This is a genomic window from Mycoplasma enhydrae (genome assembly GCF_025779955.1).
Taxonomy (GTDB): Bacteria; Bacillota_I; Bacilli_A; order Mycoplasmatales; family Metamycoplasmataceae; genus Metamycoplasma; species Metamycoplasma enhydrae.
The window spans coordinates 43712-60536 of record NZ_JAOXHI010000003.1 but is presented as its reverse complement, the minus strand read 5'-3'; the positions used below and the strand labels follow the sequence as shown (position 1 = coordinate 60536).

The 16825-nt window shown below is 27.7% G+C and carries 14 protein-coding genes and 1 tRNA gene; 13 read left to right on the top strand and 2 right to left on the bottom strand.

What is annotated here, in order from left to right; all coding sequences use genetic code 4:
- Positions 1–3 precede the first annotated feature (3 nt).
- Positions 4–270 (bottom strand): DNA-directed RNA polymerase subunit delta, encoded by a 267-nt coding sequence (gene rpoE, locus OF364_RS01420; RefSeq protein WP_205851077.1) that lies wholly within the window; start codon positions 268–270, stop codon positions 4–6.
- Positions 271–582: 312 nt separating this feature from the next.
- On the opposite strand from rpoE, the gene arcA reads away from it, so the two are divergent.
- The 3 genes from arcA (at position 583) to tsf (ending at position 3813) form a co-directional block, all read left to right on the top strand.
- Complete coding sequence (arcA, locus tag OF364_RS01415; protein WP_263752405.1) at positions 583–1815, top strand: arginine deiminase; 1233 nt, start codon at positions 583–585, stop codon at positions 1813–1815.
- A gap of 265 nt (positions 1816–2080) precedes the next feature.
- Positions 2081–2896 (top strand): 30S ribosomal protein S2, encoded by an 816-nt coding sequence (rpsB, locus tag OF364_RS01410; RefSeq protein WP_263752406.1) that lies wholly within the window; start codon positions 2081–2083, stop codon positions 2894–2896.
- Between the two features lie 32 nt (positions 2897–2928).
- Complete coding sequence (tsf, locus tag OF364_RS01405; RefSeq protein ID WP_263774002.1) at positions 2929–3813, top strand: translation elongation factor Ts; 885 nt, start codon at positions 2929–2931, stop codon at positions 3811–3813.
- A 39-nt stretch (positions 3814–3852) separates the two neighbouring features.
- Here tsf and OF364_RS01400 read toward each other — a convergent pair whose 3' ends face one another.
- On the bottom strand, positions 3853–4371 hold the full coding sequence (locus OF364_RS01400) for a dUTP diphosphatase (protein ID WP_263752411.1): 519 nt from the start codon (positions 4369–4371) through the stop codon (positions 3853–3855).
- Between the two features lie 418 nt (positions 4372–4789).
- Here OF364_RS01400 and OF364_RS01395 point away from each other — a divergent pair, with 418 nt between their 5' ends.
- The 10 genes from OF364_RS01395 to secA all read left to right on the top strand — a co-directional run bounded on the left by OF364_RS01395 (position 4790) and on the right by secA (position 16768).
- The gene (locus OF364_RS01395) at positions 4790–5494 is read left to right on the top strand and encodes a hypothetical protein (protein ID WP_263774001.1); all 705 of its coding nucleotides are present in this window, start codon (positions 4790–4792) and stop codon (positions 5492–5494) included.
- Between the two features lie 76 nt (positions 5495–5570).
- Positions 5571–5655 (top strand) — tRNA-Leu (locus tag OF364_RS01390).
- An 87-nt stretch (positions 5656–5742) separates the two neighbouring features.
- The gene (locus OF364_RS01385) at positions 5743–6564 is read left to right on the top strand and encodes a hypothetical protein (protein ID WP_263774000.1); all 822 of its coding nucleotides are present in this window, start codon (positions 5743–5745) and stop codon (positions 6562–6564) included.
- A 214-nt stretch (positions 6565–6778) separates the two neighbouring features.
- The gene (locus OF364_RS01380) at positions 6779–8899 is read left to right on the top strand and encodes a P68 family surface lipoprotein (RefSeq protein ID WP_263773999.1); all 2121 of its coding nucleotides are present in this window, start codon (positions 6779–6781) and stop codon (positions 8897–8899) included.
- 58 nt (positions 8900–8957) lie between these two features.
- Positions 8958–9914 (top strand): hypothetical protein, encoded by a 957-nt coding sequence (locus OF364_RS01375; protein ID WP_263773998.1) that lies wholly within the window; start codon positions 8958–8960, stop codon positions 9912–9914.
- 17 nt (positions 9915–9931) lie between these two features.
- Entirely contained in the window at positions 9932–11884 is a 1953-nt protein-coding gene (locus OF364_RS01370; RefSeq protein WP_263773997.1) for an ATP-binding cassette domain-containing protein, read from the top strand.
- Positions 11884–12900, top strand: coding sequence for a carbohydrate ABC transporter permease (locus OF364_RS01365; RefSeq protein WP_205851068.1), 1017 nt, complete (start codon positions 11884–11886; stop codon positions 12898–12900). The genes OF364_RS01370 and OF364_RS01365 overlap by 1 nt, the downstream gene beginning before the upstream one ends.
- Positions 12842–13891 (top strand): carbohydrate ABC transporter permease, encoded by a 1050-nt coding sequence (locus OF364_RS01360; RefSeq protein WP_205851067.1) that lies wholly within the window; start codon positions 12842–12844, stop codon positions 13889–13891. Before OF364_RS01365 ends, OF364_RS01360 begins: the two co-directional genes overlap by 59 nt.
- A 3-nt stretch (positions 13892–13894) precedes the next feature.
- Positions 13895–14080: a hypothetical protein gene (locus OF364_RS01355; protein WP_205851066.1), complete on the top strand. Its 186-nt coding sequence runs from the start codon at positions 13895–13897 to the stop codon at positions 14078–14080.
- A gap of 99 nt (positions 14081–14179) precedes the next feature.
- Positions 14180–16768: a preprotein translocase subunit SecA gene (gene secA, locus OF364_RS01350; protein ID WP_263773996.1), complete on the top strand. Its 2589-nt coding sequence runs from the start codon at positions 14180–14182 to the stop codon at positions 16766–16768.
- Positions 16769–16825 lie beyond the last annotated feature (57 nt).

Here is a 16825-nt window from a genome sequence, read left to right as displayed (position 1 = left end):
AAATTAACCTTTATAATCTGGTCTAATTGTTGTTCATGTTCCATCGGCATTGTGGAAAAATTTTCCGTCAACTGTTAGTAGTCTATATAACTCACCACGTTTTTTTAATAATAATTGTTCATCATTAACATTAGGGTCAGTTTCGTTTCTTCATCTTTCAAATAAAATTTCTTTTATTTCGTCAAATAAAGCATTAAATTCTATTGATTTACGACCTCTTAAAATATCTTCAGCAATATTTAGTAATGTCTTATATTCATTTTCTCTCATGTTATACTCCATAAATATTTTTTATTCAATTTTATATTTACAAATTATATTATGTAACAGTGCATTTTTAAGTTTAATTTAAGAAAAAATTAATAAATCATGACTTTAAATTTTAAAAAACAATGTAAAACATTTTTAAAGTGTCTTTAAAAGTCCATTCGCTCGCTAAAAACTAAAAAAATAGTATAATGTAATTGTATAAATTAGTTGTTAAAGTGTTTTTCATTTTTATTAAAAAAATTAGATTTTTAAAATATGTTAACAAATTAAAGTATTTATACAAAAAAACATCATTTATTTGAAAGGAAAAAAATGTCTGTATTTGACAGTAAATTTAAAGGAATTCACGTTTACTCAGAAATTGGTGAATTAGAATCAGTTCTAGTTCATGAACCAGGACGTGAAATTGACTACATTACCCCAGCTAGATTAGATGAATTATTATTCTCAGCTATTTTAGAAAGCCACGATGCAAGAAAAGAACACAAATTATTTGTTTCACAATTAAAAGAAAGAGGAATTAACGTAGTTGAATTAACCGATTTAGTTACTGAAACATATGATTTAGCATCACAAGAAAACAAAGACAAGTTAATTGAAGAATTCTTAGAAGATTCAGAACCTGTTTTAACAGAAGCACACAAAACAGCTGTTAGAAAATTCCTAAAATCAAGAAAAACAACAAAAGAAATGATTCAATTCATGATGGCTGGTATTACCAAACATGATTTAGGAATCGAAGCAGATCACGAATTAATAGTAGACCCAATGCCTAACTTATACTTCACACGTGACCCATTTGCATCAGTAGGAAATGGTGTTACAATTCACTACATGCGCTACAAAGTTAGACAACGTGAAACACTATTTTCAAGATTTATTTTCTCAAATCACCCTAAATTAGTAAATACCCCATGATACTATGACCCAGCAATGAAATTATCAATTGAAGGTGGAGACGTATTCATCTACAATAACGATACTTTAGTAGTTGGTGTTTCAGAAAGAACTGACTTAGAAACAATTACTTTATTAGCTAAAAACATTAAAGCAAATAAAGAAGTTGAATTCAAACGTATTGTTGCAATTAACGTTCCTAAATGAACAAACTTAATGCACTTAGACACATGACTAACAATGTTGGATAAAGATAAATTCTTATATTCACCAATCGCTAACGATGTATTCAAATTCTGAGATTACGATTTAGTAAACGGCGGAGCAGAACCTCAACCAAAAGAAAACGGTTTACCATTAGAAGGATTGCTACAATCAATCATCAACAAAAAACCTATTTTAATTCCTATTGCCGGAAAATGTGCATCACAAATGGAAATTGAAAGAGAAACTCACTTTGATGGAACAAACTACTTAGCAGTAGCACCTGGTGTTGTTATTGGTTACTCACGTAACGAAAAAACAAATGCTGCACTAGAAGCTGCAGGAATTACAGTTATTCCATTCCACGGTAACCAATTATCATTAGGTATGGGTAATGCACGTTGTATGTCAATGCCTTTATCACGTAAAGATGTTAAGTGATAGTCTTCTATAAAATTATTTAATTTTATATATTTAAAAATCCTCTTGCCTATGGCTTGAGGATATTTTTTTATCTTCCTTAAATTTTAATGTGGTAAAATTGTAAAGTACTTGTAAAGTATTCGATAGATTATTCAAATTTAATTAATTTATCAAGCACTATTATGAATTCAATTGCCAGTGCCAATATTAAATATTTGGTGCAAATTGTTCGAAGTAATAGGAAGTTTTAACAAATCAAAAAAACAAAATTTAAAGGAAAGTTAATATGTCAGAACAAAAAACTGTTGAACAAAAACAAGTAGACCAAAAACCTGAACAAAAACAAAATCAAAATTCAGAGCAACCAATAGTTTCGAGAGAAAAACTTTTAGAAGCTGGAGTATATTTTGGTCATAGAGTAAGTCATTGAAATCCAAAAATGAAACAATATATTTATGGTAAAAGAGCTGGAATTCATATTATTGATATTTCAAAAACCCAAAAAACATTGGAATATGCTTACAAATTATTAAATAAAATGGCACAAAAACCAATTTCATTTATTTGAGTAGGAACCAAAAAACAAGCTAAAAATGCCATTGAAGCTGCTGCAAATAGAACAAATTCAGTATATGTTTCAGAACGTTGATTAGGTGGAACTTTAACTAACTCACAAACAATCTTTAGAAGTGTTAGAGAATTAGAAAAATTGGAAGAATTACAAAAAAATGGTTACGTAGGTTACACTAAAAAAGAAGGTTTATTAAACGATAAAAAAATTTCTAAACTACAAAGAAACCTAGGCGGAATTAGAAAATTAGCAGGAAAAGCTCAAATGCCTCAAGTTATGATAGTAGCTTCTCCAATTGAAGATGAAATTGCTATTAAAGAAGCTAAAATCAAAGGTTTAAAAGTTTTTGCTATTCAAGATACAAACTCAAATCCAGATTTAGTAGATTTTGTAATCCCAGCAAACGATGATTCAGTAAAATCAATTTCTTTAATTACCACAATCTTAGCAGATGCTATTGCTTCTGCAAGGGGCGAAAAACCTTTATTTGCATATAAAACAAACGAAGAAGTAGTTTTACCTGAAGAATAATAAATATAAATAAAATAGTATAGGGAGTTTAAATGTCAGTAGATTTGAAAAAAATTAAAGAACTAAGAGAAATAACAAATTCTGGTTTCTTAGATGTAAAAAATGCTTTAGAAGCAACAAATAATGATATTGAAAAAGCAATTGAATGATTGCAAGAAAAAGGAATTATCAAAGCTGCTAAAAAAGCTGGAAGAATTGCAGCTGATGGTATTGTTAGAACAATTGTTAAAGATAACAAAACAGCTGTAATATTTGAACTAAATTCAGAAACAGACTTTGTTGCTAAAAATGAAATGTTTGTTGATTTAACTAAAAAAATCGCTAGTGCATTGCTTGAAAATAACTTTAGCAGTGTTGAAGATATTTTAGGTCTAAAAATCGATGGAGTTACAATCGAAGAACACACAAACCAATTAACAGCTAAAATTGGAGAAAAAATTTCATTAAGAAGAGCACAAAAATATGTTGCAAAGGATGGCGAGGTTGTAGCTGGTTATACTCATGCTAACAATAGAGTTGCTACAATAATTATTGCTAAAGGTTCAAATGCTGATGCTTTAAGAAATGTTTCAATGCATGTTGCAGCCTTAAATCCAGCTTATATAACAGAAAAATGTCTATCTAAAGAAGTGTTAGATGAAATCAATGCACAATTAGAATCGAGCCCTGCGCTAAAAAATAAACCTGAAAAAATTCAACAATCAATTAAGAGTGGTTTGTTAAGAAAAGAATTTAATGAAAGAGGAGTTTTATTATATCAACCGTTTGTAATGGAAGATACTAAAACTGTGGCTCAATACTTAAATGAATCTAATCTAGAAATTCTAGAAGTTCAAAGATATGAAGTTGGCGAGGGTATTGAAAAAAAGAATGTGGATTTTGCTTCTGAAGTTGCAGAACAAATGAATGTTAAATAATTTATAATTAAAATAACGAGAGAATCAAGTCTCTCGTTTTTAATATCTTTCTTTAATGCGTTGATAATTCTTTTTATTTTTATATAAATAAGATTCAATTATGTCTTTTTCATTAATATCAACTAACTGTCCTAAACCTAGATATACTTCAAAAGCCTCTTGAACACTTTTTTTATCTTTATTTTCTAATAAATTACAAAATAGTTTATATGTATGAGCCAATTGCAAATTAAAATTATCATATCTAATTTTAGGCTCTACTTTACTTGGAACTTCCATTTGATAAGCTAAACTAGTAATAAAATGAATTCCATCAGCAAATTCTTCAAGCAATTTTTTTCGATCAATATTTTTATCTTTTTTTCAGTATTTAAATGCTTTTACTTCATTAGCAAATTCACCCAATTCAACTAATAAAGCAATCACTTTTTTGGTGTCAAATAATTCCAAATCTTCTTTTTCTATATTATTAATAAAAGTCTTATCTAAAGTCTTTTGAGCCTCAAAAATCAAGTGCAATTCCATAATATCAAAATTATAGCACTTAATATATTTCATACAAATTATTAAAATTCAAAATATTTAGAATTGTTAGTTCAAATCTTCAACAATAGATTTTTCTATTTTTATTAGTTCAAATAAACAAATATTCTAGCATTGTATTATTCATTTCAAAAAGATTAATGTTTACAATCAGTTATAATTAAGATGTGTTAAACTAAAACATTTTATAAAAAAAGCACACACTAAAAACGAATTATCAAATTAATGTTAAAAAATAAAGATTAACTATTTTTTAAAGAATTGTGAGAATATCATGAAAAATTATAATTTTTTATTAAGCAGTTGCATTACTTCTAAAATATTATTAAACATTGATAAAAAAGCTAACAAAATTTCAAAATCAACTGTATTTTTGTTTATGTAAAGAATATTTTTCTTATTGTCAGCAATATCAATCTTAATACTTGGAGCAGTGAGTGCCAACTTTAAGTATTTAAATGTAATGTCAAGTGTTATTTATGTATATCCAATCATTTTGATAGTTTTCTATTCTATATACATATTGTGAGCATTCAGTTTTTTAAAAACTAAAATTGACAATTTTATAGAAAATCACCAGAATTTTGATTCGCCTATTTTGGGTCACTTAAAAAAACACGGTGAATTAAGAAATTATTTTATATTTAATCTAGTTGTAAATATTGTTATTAATGTATTTGTCATAACTTCTTATATATCATTAACTTATTATTATTCAACTAAAAATAATGAAACCCTAAACTATAATTCGTATTTATTTTTATTAGCATTTTTAGTTTTAAAAATCATTTTTTCAAATTCAACACTTCATATAATGTATGCTAAAAATACAAAAGTTGATTTGAGTTTAAAATATCAAAAAAGAAATAATTTAATTAATTTAATTTCAATTTATTTAACTTCATTAATTACATTAGGAATTTTAACATTTATTTCAATTTTATTTCCAATTAATCAATCATGAAATTTTGGATGAGGCTTTTTAGTATTTTTAATTGCTTTAATACCAATATGAATTTTAGGAATATTCGTTTTTAAATTAATATTATTTTTTATATTTTTACTAAAAGCAGATTGCAAAACTAGCTTAAAACTTAAAATGTTGTTTTTATTCTTATTTTTCAAAGAAGCTAATTAAATATCAAATTTACTCGAAGATTTTCTTCGAGTTTTTGATTTATTATTTTATAATTCTATTTGTTATTAATTTAAGTGCTCCAGTGGCGGAATGGTAGACGCAGTTGACTCAAAATCAACCGGTTAAGAACTGTGCTGGTTCAAGTCCAGTCTGGAGCACCATATAATTTATTTAAAATTGCCCAAACCTCTTTTTTATCAATTAGAGGTTTTTAATTTATAATTGTATTTATAAAATAGGTTTAAATTATGAATAATAGAAAAAATGAACTTAAGAAAATTAAAAGACATGATTTGCATTCAAATTGATATTTAATTTTGTCTTTATGTGCAATAACTGTAAGCTGATTTTTTATTATATATGTATCAGCTATATTTAATAATATTTATTCTGCAAATAGCCTTTTTAGAAAAACAAACGATTTTATTGTCAGCTTCATAGCGGGTTTAATTTCAGGAATACTAGCAATTTTGCTAGCTTTTATATTTCTAGATTTAATCAAAGTATCTCGAATTAAGGATTACTTTGCTTATTATTGTTATTTAAATTCTTTAAAAAATAAATCAAAATATACATTTTTTAAAAATTCAAAAATACCTTCAGAGTTATATAAAAGAAATCAAAAAGCTATGACTAAAAGCTATTTTGTTTCTTTGGTAGCTTCAATACTAGAATACACCGAAACTTCACCTCAGTATAAAAATCTAGTTAATGAAATTGATAGTGATTTTGCAATTCATTCATTTTTAGAGCCTAATTTTGAAAAACAAAAGAAACATGCTATCACAAGAATTGTAATTTTAGATATATTAATTCCTTTTATAATTGATACCATATTAATTCTTTTAGCTATAGCAGTCACAATTAAAAAAGGCACCAAACCTTCTGCTATTTTAAGAGTAATAATAGTGTTTATTTCAACTATTTTTTCATTATGTTTATCTATCACTATTTATGAATTTTATATACTTAATTCAGTTAAGAACTATTCAACTTTTAATGACTTTTATTTACTATCATTTAATAACTTTGAATATAAATATTTAAATTCATCTTTAGTTAAGCGATAATATGTCTTAAAATTAGCCTAGTAATACTTATTAATTTATTAATAAGTTTTATATACAAAAAACCGGGTTTTTGTAAAAATTGTAATACAATTAATATGTGAATAATTATACATACAATCAAAACTCAATTTTCACAACTTCACAATGTCAATTGGTCAGCTAATTGATATTGTATTTTTATTATTTTATTGAAGAAATATGGAAAGGTAAAAACATGAAAAAAATTAATAAGATTTTATTATCTTTAACTCCAGTATCTGCTATGGCTATTCCTTTAATGGCAGCAGCATGTGGTCGTAGATTTGATCAAAATTACGACGGCATAATTAAAATTGCTACTGGTTATGGAGAAAATAACCCTCAAGGTAAAGCAATGAAAGGTATTGTTCAAGCTTATAATGATTGACTAGAATCAGGAACTGAAGAAGATAAGAAAAAACGTAAAGAAGATGGATACTTAAAAGTTGAAGTTGAATTTTTACCAAATGGATACAACACAGGTCCATTACAAAGTAAACTAAATGCTAAAGAAAGAAATAAATTCTGAAACATTATAATTAATTATCCAACAGCAGCAGCAATCATTTCTAAAAGAGATATGAACTTATCAATTTCAGATGAAGATTACAATGCTTTAAAAATTTTAGATACTTTTAAAAACGCTAATGATGATATTGCCGGAAATGACAAAAAAGAAAAATGAGTTATTCCATTCTCACGTTCATCAGAAATGTCAGCAATTGACAAAGTTCTTTTAGGAAAATTAATAAAAGAACTTAAAGCAATTGATGGTGTTAACTATACACAAGACGCAGTTAAGACTAAAAAAATTGATGAATATGTTAAATATTATGAAGATCTAAGTAAAGCAGCAACTCCAAATGATGCAAAATATGTTGATACAGAATGAGAAATTTCTAAAACTGTTGAATTAGATAAAGCTAAAGAAGCTATTAAAAAATTGAACATTACTTTAGAAGATGAAATGTTTTCAAAATACGACAGTTTAGTTGATTTTGCAATTGCAGCCAAAAAGTTATATTCAGGTAAAGATAGTAACAATAAATACATTATTGGTTTAGATTCATTACCTTCAGCACTTAATGTTATGAATGCTGCTATTACTAAAGGTGACAAATCGAAACAATATATTCCTCCATCAGAAAAACACAAGAGATTTGGTGGATATGATTATGAATCATTCTTGAAAAAAAATACAGATCAAAATAAACACTTTGAATCAATGTTAGGCAAAGTTTTTGAAGGAATTAAAACAGGAGCTATTTGAATAGGTGGTGGTGGAGCATATGGTTCATCATCATTAACCAGACATAATATGGCTATTAGTATTGGTTCAACAGCTGGTTTTACTCATACTTTTGTTAAAGGTAATGACAAAACAATATACTTTTTAAAAACTAACAAGGCTAAAAGAGAATTAGGAACTCCTAATGAAATTAAAGAACCTACTAAACAACCAAATAAAGATAAGGGAGCTCTTTTTGAATTTGGTAAATACCTAAATCCTATTTTTGCATATGATTCAAACGTAAAAATGGGTCAATATGACAAAAAATTTATTGACAAAAAAGCCCAAGACCAATTTATTAAACACAAAGATAAATTTGGCGATTATCATTTATTAGATGCTGAATTTAATAAAAATGAATCTACACTAAAATATAAAGGTGAAGAGGATAAATTAACAGCAGATGAAATTTCAAAAATTATTGATTTAGGTGCAATATTTGAAAATGATTCAAGAAAATACATACTAATTTCAAAAGATCTATACACTTCTGAAAAAATTTCAAAAGAAAAATTAGTAAATAAAGAAGATGCTGACTGAATTAGTGCACCATTAAGAAAATCAGCTAGTGATAAAAAATCAGTATTCGTACAAGGTCCATCATTAGTTTTAATTCATGCTAACGAAAAAGAAGACAAAGCTACAAAATTATTAGTTAAATGACTATTTGAACATAAACATACAAAAGTTACAATTGACAAAAAAGACTATGCTAATATAAACTCAGTTGATGCATTCAATCAACATGGTAATTATATTTCTCCAACAGAAGCATACTTCAGTGATGCAAATAAAACTGTTATAGATAAACTTTCAGAAGCTGAAAAATTAGCATTCCAAAACTTTAAATTAGTTAAAGAAAGTCCAAGTGAATATCAAACAGCTGATGACGTTTCTTCAAACTTATCAGATCAACTTAGAGATTCAATTAGAGCAGCAGCTGTTAAAATTGTAGGTCAAGTATCTGCAAACAAAAATCCAAGTTTCGAAGATCTAATGGAAGAAATTAGAAAACAATTTAAATAGACACAATAAGCAAAAACGCACATAATGTGTTGTTTTTGTCGTGTTTTAGGAATTATTAATGAAGAAGAATGAAAAAAAATGATTGGGGTTATTTTCAATTGTTCCCATGATTGCAATGCCACTTGTGGCTATATCATGTGTTAATTGAAAAAAAATAGAAAAAGATCTAAAAATAAACGACACATATCCTATTAAAATTCAAGATATTGACAAAGTCGGAACAATGTTTGATCAACAAATTACATATTCTGAATTTGACAAAGTTGCCGGTACTGAAAAAGAAGTAACGAAAACATTGTGAGAATATTTTTCTTTTATTGAAGGTGAAGTTCTAAAGGTTTCAGATGGTGATACACTTTCAATTAAGGTTACAAAAGGTAATCCTAATGGTAAACCTAAAAAAGATGAAGTTATTAAGGTAAGAATACCATTAATAGACACTTTGGAAGAAAACACAAAAGATGTTAAGGAACGTGAAAAAAATCTAGCCCATTTAGATAGTAATTATGCCAGATCGATATTACCTAATGGTACAAAAGTTAGATTAATCTCCGAAGATGGCTGAGTTAATTTATCATATGATCGTCACGTAGGATATCTATTTTTTGGTGAAAATTTCCAAAAAAACTTTAGTATTGATATGCTATCAAATGGTTGAACACTACCCAGATTTAACGATAGTGCTCTAAAAGACTTTATTGGTGATTTTAACAAAAAAGATAAGAAAAACATAATTAGTTACTTATTACCTTTTGCAGCTCATGCTTTTAATAAAGGATATTTGGAAAACAAAGGTTTTTATAATAAAAACGGTGTTGATATTGAATTAGAAGGCAAAAAAGTTAATATTAAAATTAATAACCCTATAGAACTTGCAAAAGAATATGTTTCACATGGTGAAACTTTAATAAATACTGCTTATAAGATTATGTATCCTTCACAAATACCAAAACAATATTTTGATCCCCAAAATAATATTTATGAATTTTTAAGAAATAATCAAAACAAAAAATAAAATAAGGATTTTTTAAAATGAACAAAGCAAAAAATGAATTAACACAAAGTGATATTCATAGCTTTTCAAAAGAACGTTACCAAGCTAAAAAATCAATACCAGCTATTGAAGTTGAAGATTTAGTTATTGACTTTGGTGAATCTTTAGCTGTTGATAATGCTTCTTTTGTCATTAAAAAAGGGGAATTAGTTACCTTGCTTGGACCATCTGGTTCTGGTAAGACTACTACCCTTAATGCAATTTCAGGATTACTAAGACCTACAAGTGGAAAAATATTTTTTTCAGGCGTAGATGTAACAAAATTCTCTCCTCAACAAAGAGAATTGGGTCTAGTTTTCCAAAACTATGCATTATACCCTCATATGACAGTGTATGAAAATATTGCATTTCCTTTAAGAAATGATAGACACTGAAAAGAAGAAACTATTGAAAAAACAAAGTTATCACAACAAAAAATATTTGAAATAATTTTTGAATACTTTGGAATTGAAAAAGCCAAAATTGAAGATACAAGAACAAAGTTGTATCACAATATTGACAATCCAAAGGAAACTAGAAGTTATCTAACTCATTTAACAACAAAATTCAATAATATTATTGAAAAAGAAGTTAATGACTTAAACTTTTTAGTTACAAAAAAAACAGGTTTGCTTTCTTCTTTAACTAAAAAAGTTTTAATTGACATTAAAGAAGCAAAACAAAAGTTTAAAGACCAAAAAAGTAATTTAGATAAAGAATGTGCTATTGAAAAACAAAATGCATATCCTAAGACCAATGCAGCTTTATCAAAAGAAGAATCTGCAATTAGAGCTCAAAAATATGCAGAAATTCAAAAATTGTTTAATGAAAAAAAACTTGCCAAAAAACAAGAATATAAGCAAACAATTAAAAATATTACAAATGACTATGAACTTAAGTACAAAGATACTAAGCTTAGTTATTCAAAGAAAATTTTAGAAGCTAAAAAACTACTAAAGGATAAAAAAGTGATACAAAAACAAGATCCTTTAGTTGCTGAAATGCTTCAAATTAAAAACCGTTTAAAGAAAATATCAGCGGAAACCGCTTTAATTTACAAAACGTCAGTCCGTGAAATTTTAGACCAAATTTTTGAATCACAAGGTATTCAAAAAACTAAAAATATAAGCCACGATATTAATGTTTTATTAGCAAAATTACCTAAAAAATTACAAGATGAAATCAGAGTAATCGGTAAAGACGTCCTTACAATAAACGAAGCTATTGTTCGTGACGTTTTAGATGTTGCTCAAAGAGTTGAAATTACTAAAAATTTAGGTAAAAGACCTACACAATTATCTGGAGGGCAACAACAACGTGTGGCTATAGCCAGAGCAATTGTTAAAAAGCCTAAAATTCTATTGTTAGATGAACCGTTATCTAACTTAGATGCTAAATTACGTATTTCTACAAGAAAATGAATACGTTCAATTCAACAAGAACTTGGAATTACTACAGTTTTTGTTACTCACGACCAAGAAGAGGCTATGTCAATTAGTGACAAAATTATTTGTATGTCTACTGCCCAAGTACAACAAATAGGTGCACCAATGGACTTATATCTAAAACCAAAGAATGAGTTTGTAGCCAAATTCTTAGGTATGCCAGAAATGAGAATATTTGAAACAGATGTTAAAGATGGATATGTTTATTATAATGGAAGCAAATTAACCAAAGCTCCTGAAACATATACAAAACCTAGAGTGGATTTAGGATTTCGTGGTGAATCTTTAGTTGAAGATAAAAACGGAGTTTTTGTTGGAGACATTAGATTAGTTGAATATTTAGGAAAAGAAATTCAAGCACAAATCTATATTAAAGAGATAGATAGAATTGCAAACGTTTTCTTAGGTGAAAAAACTTACTACGAACTAGGTGAAATTGTTAAACTATCAATTAAAAGAGAAGAATTATACCATATGTTTGATGTAGACACTAAGGATAGAATTTAATGAAAACATATTTTTGAAAAAAATATCGTATTAAAAAATCAGGTGAAGCTCTAAGTATTTTAAATACTCGAACACCTGCATGAAAACCATTTTTATTGTTATTGCCATCATTAATAGCACTAATATTTATGGTTGTAATTCCTTTCTTATTTGCAATTATGGGTTCTTTTAGAGCTCAAGGGGATAGCTATCGTGATTATACTTGATCAATTGATAACTATTATCGTCCAGGAGTAACGGGAGTTGGTATTTTTAATGACCCTAAGTTTATCAATTCTGTTGTAAACTCAATTATTTATGCTATTTTAGCGCTACCAGTAGGATTACTTTTTTCAATATTAATTAGTTCTGCTATTGCTACAATAGTTAAAAAATACGCACGTAGTTTTTGACAAACAGTATTCTTCTTACCTTATATGACAGGAGCAGTTGCTGTTTCATTAACATTTAGTGCCATTTTCGGTAAATCAACAGAGGGTGCAATACTTCCATGACTATATGATACAGGTTCAAGATGAAAACCACTTATTGTTATATTTATTAGAGGGGTTTGAGGAGGGTTAGCATTCCAAGTATTAATTTTAACTACAGCAATGCTATCAGTTAATCCAACCTTATATAAATCATCAGCAATTGATGGTGCTTCACCATTAAAACAATTTTTCAAAATTACTTTACCATCTATTCGTAGAACAATTTCATTCCTATTTACTATTGGAATAATCAATGGTATAAAGGTCTTTCCACTGGCATTATATAATAATGATGCTAATACAGCTATAGCTCAAGAAGGTGGATCACTATTAATCTATATTTTTAACAACGTTAAAGCAGGTCAAACCGAAAGATCTATGGCAGCTTCAGTATTCTTATTCATATTAGGAGTATCAATTTCATTTTCACTAAAGAAAGCAGTTTCATTAAGTTACAAAGTATATGGACACATAGGAGAAAAAAATGTTACTAATAAAATTAAAGAACAGGCAATGGCGAGAGAAATTATCTTTAAGATCTAAACAAGAATTAATGTCGAAACCCTATTCGACAACTAATGTATTAGGAAAATTTCTTGAATGAGGTTTTAAGATATCAATACTTACTTTCTTTAGTATTCTTATCATTCTTCCTTTCTATTTTATGATTGAACAATCTTTAGTGGACAGACGATTTTATACAGAAGAAGCTAGCTCTAAAATAGCATGGTGACCTTTCGATTGAAAATCTTATGAAGATAACGGAAAAGAATTTAAATTTGGTCTTAAAACGAGCTTCCATTTTGAAAATATTAAAGATGCTTTCCAAAAAGGATATTGACAAGCTTTAATATTTACTGCATCATATACAACTATTTCAGTAATGGTTCGTTTATTCTTTGCAATAACTTTAGGATATGCGCTGGCAATGAGAAAATGAAGGGGCAAAAATGCATTCTTTGGTTTCTTACTATCATTGATGGTAATTCCTGAAATTACACTTATTACAATGCAATATACATTTGTTTCCAAAGCCAACTGGTTAAATACTAATAGCCCAGTAATTATAGTTGCCCTAATCATTCCATTTGCAACTTCTATATTTAATGCTTATATGTACAAAAATGCATTTGAAGCTATACCAAACTCTGTTAAAGAATCATCGATGCTTGATGGAGCTAGTGGATTTAAGTACTTCTTTAATATAGCATTACCAATGGTTAAAGCAACAACATGAACTGTAGTTATTCTAACTGCTTTATCATCATGAAACTCATATACATGACCTGCAGTATTATGAACCTCTACACCAGGAGAAACTGCTGGTTATTGATCACCAATTAACTTGTGACTATTTACAACAGGTAGAATTCAACAAAAAACTGAAGATAGTAGCGAAGTGCAAAAAATTGTCTTATCAATTAGAATGGCAGCCACTGTATTGGCAATATTGCCAATGATGCTAATATACCTACTATTAAGAAAAAGAATAATGGCAGCAATTTCAAGACAAGGAAATGCTACAAAAGGATAAAAAATGAATAACAAAGATTTTAAATTATTAATAACTAAAAATAAACATAAAAGAATTGCAAAACGAGTTTTGAGTATAATTGGAATTTCTTCAGTAGTTTTAATGGGTTTAATTATGTTAGGGTTCATTATTTATGGATTATTCGTAGGTGTATATTCTGTATTTGCAGAAAACATATTTAACTTTTAAGACAATTAAATTTTGAAATTTATAAGAAAAGACAGGTTTAGGTGACCTGCCTTTTTAATTTAGTCTTTTTTTAAGAGTTTTAATATAAAATATTAAATTATGAAATTTTTTAAATTTAAAACAACTGAAATGAGAATTGCTGAGCACACCTTACGAAAAATAAACCAATTAGAAGACAGCATTAAGGTTCTAAGTGACGAAGAACTACAGGCTAAAACAATAGAATTTAAAGAAAGACTAAAGATGGGCGAAACTAGAGAAGATATTCGCCCTGAGGTTTTTGCTGTATCTCGTGAAGCTACCAAAAGAATTTTAGGTAAAAGACCATATGATGTTCAAATGATCGGTGGAATTATTTTAGATTTAGGTTCAGTAGCAGAAATGAAAACTGGAGAGGGTAAAACAATTACCTCAATTGCTCCTGTTTATTTAAATGCCCTAGATGGTTCAAGCGTTATTGTTTCAACAGTTAATGAATACTTAGCTCAACGTGATGCTGAAGAAATGGGACAAGTATTTAATTTTTTAGGCTTAACTGTAGGTATTAATAAAGCTCAAATGCCAGCAATGTTAAAACGTCAAGCTTATGCTTGTGATGTTGTATATTCAATTCATTCAGAACTTGGATTTGATTACTTGCGTGATAATATGGCAATGTCAAAAGAAGAAAAAGTTCAAAGAGGACTTGATTTTATTCTTTTAGATGAAGTGGATTCTATTTTAATTGATGAAGCTAAAACTCCTTTAATTATCTCAGGTGGTGAGCAAGAAGAAAGTTCAATGTATAACATTGCCGATTTATTTGTTCGTACTTTAAATTTTGAAGATTATTTTATTGATGAAGAAACTAAATCAGTATATTTAACTGATAAAGGAATTGAAAAAGCTAACAAATACTTTAATTTTAATAACTTGTATGATTTAGAAAACTCTGAATTAGTTCATCGTATTCAAAATGCTTTAAGAGCTCATAAAGTTATGAAACTAGATGTTGAATATATTGTTCGTAATGATAAAATTGAACTAGTTGATTCATTTACTGGTCGTATCATGGAAGGAAGAGCATATTCAGAAGGTCTTCAACAAGCTATCCAAGCTAAAGAAAGAGTTGAAATTGAATCTGAAACCAAAACTTTGGCAACAATAACATATCAAAACTTTTTTAGATTATTTAAAAAAATTAGTGGTATGACAGGTACAGCCAAAACCGAGGAAAAAGAATTTATTGATATTTATAATATGCGTGTTAATGTTGTCCCAACTAATAAACCAATAGTTAGAAAAGATGACAAAGATGAAATATATGTAGATATGCACTCAAAATGGCAAGCGGTAGTTAAAGAAGTAAAAAGAGCATATCAAAGAAAACAACCTATTTTAATTGGTACAGCCCAAGTTGAAGATTCTGAAGTTTTACATGAATATTTGTTAGAAGAAGGAATCCCTCATACAGTTTTAAATGCTAAACAAGATGCTTCTGAAGCTGATATTATTTCACATGCTGGAGAATTAGGCGCTGTTACTATAGCTACCAACATGGCTGGACGGGGAACTGATATTAAACCAAGTAAAGAAGCTTTAGAGGTTGGAGGACTTTATGTTCTTGGAACTGAAAAAGCCGAATCACGTCGAATTGATAATCAACTAAAAGGACGTTCAGGACGTCAAGGAGATATAGGTTATACTAAGTTCTTTCTTTCATTAGATGACCAATTAATCCTAAGGTTCTCAGTTCAAGATAAATGAAAAGAAATTTTTAAAGAATATGGTTCACATCCTATTCCCGGAGAATCGATTCGGTCAGCATTTTTAAGAGCTCAAAAGAAAATAGAGGGCTTTAACTATGATAGCCGTAAAAGCGTTTTAAATTTTGATGACGTTATAAGACAACAACGTGATTTAATTTATGAACAAAGAGATCTTATTTTAGAAAGAGATGATTTAGGCTTAATTATCAGAAAAATGTTTCAAGTTGCTGTTAGACAAATTGTTAATAACCCATATTTTGTTCAAAAAAACGATACCATGGATTTTGAAAATTTTACAAGGTATTTAAATGAAAACTTTATGGTTTTAACAAAACACACTTTTAGTGTTGATGAAATTAAAAAAATGGACCGTGAAGAGTTAATAAGCTACATAATTTCAATATGATATAAAGAATATGACATTTTAAGAGAAAACATCATTGAAAAATATGGACTTTCAGCATTAGCTAATTCTGAAAGAAATATTATTCTTAATGTCTTTGATTCAGGTTGACAAGACCATATTAATATTATGGATAAATTGCGTCGTAGTACACACTTGGTCCAATATGCTCAAAAAAACCCATATCAAATTTATACTAAACTTGGTTCTAAGAAATTTAAAGAACTAACAGATAGAATTGCTTTAGAATGTAGTATTAATTTATTAAATAATTATGATGCTCTTCCTTCTTCAAATAGTCAAATTGATTTAGACTGATTAGAAACTTCAAATTCTGAAAATTCAAATGGTCTTGAAAAAGTTAATAGTTTTATAAACTATTTATTAGAATCAGAAGCGAGACATTTATTATCTGAAGGTTTAAGTGAACAAGAAGTGATTGAAAAAATTAATACTAAAAAAGATGAAATTTTTCAAGAATTAAAATTAAAATTAGAACAACTTTCAGCTACATCTAATCCTAAAAAAGAAGAATAAAAATAAACTCACTTAATGTGCTAGATTCTAAAATAAATCTTGTTGCAAAAGTGAGTT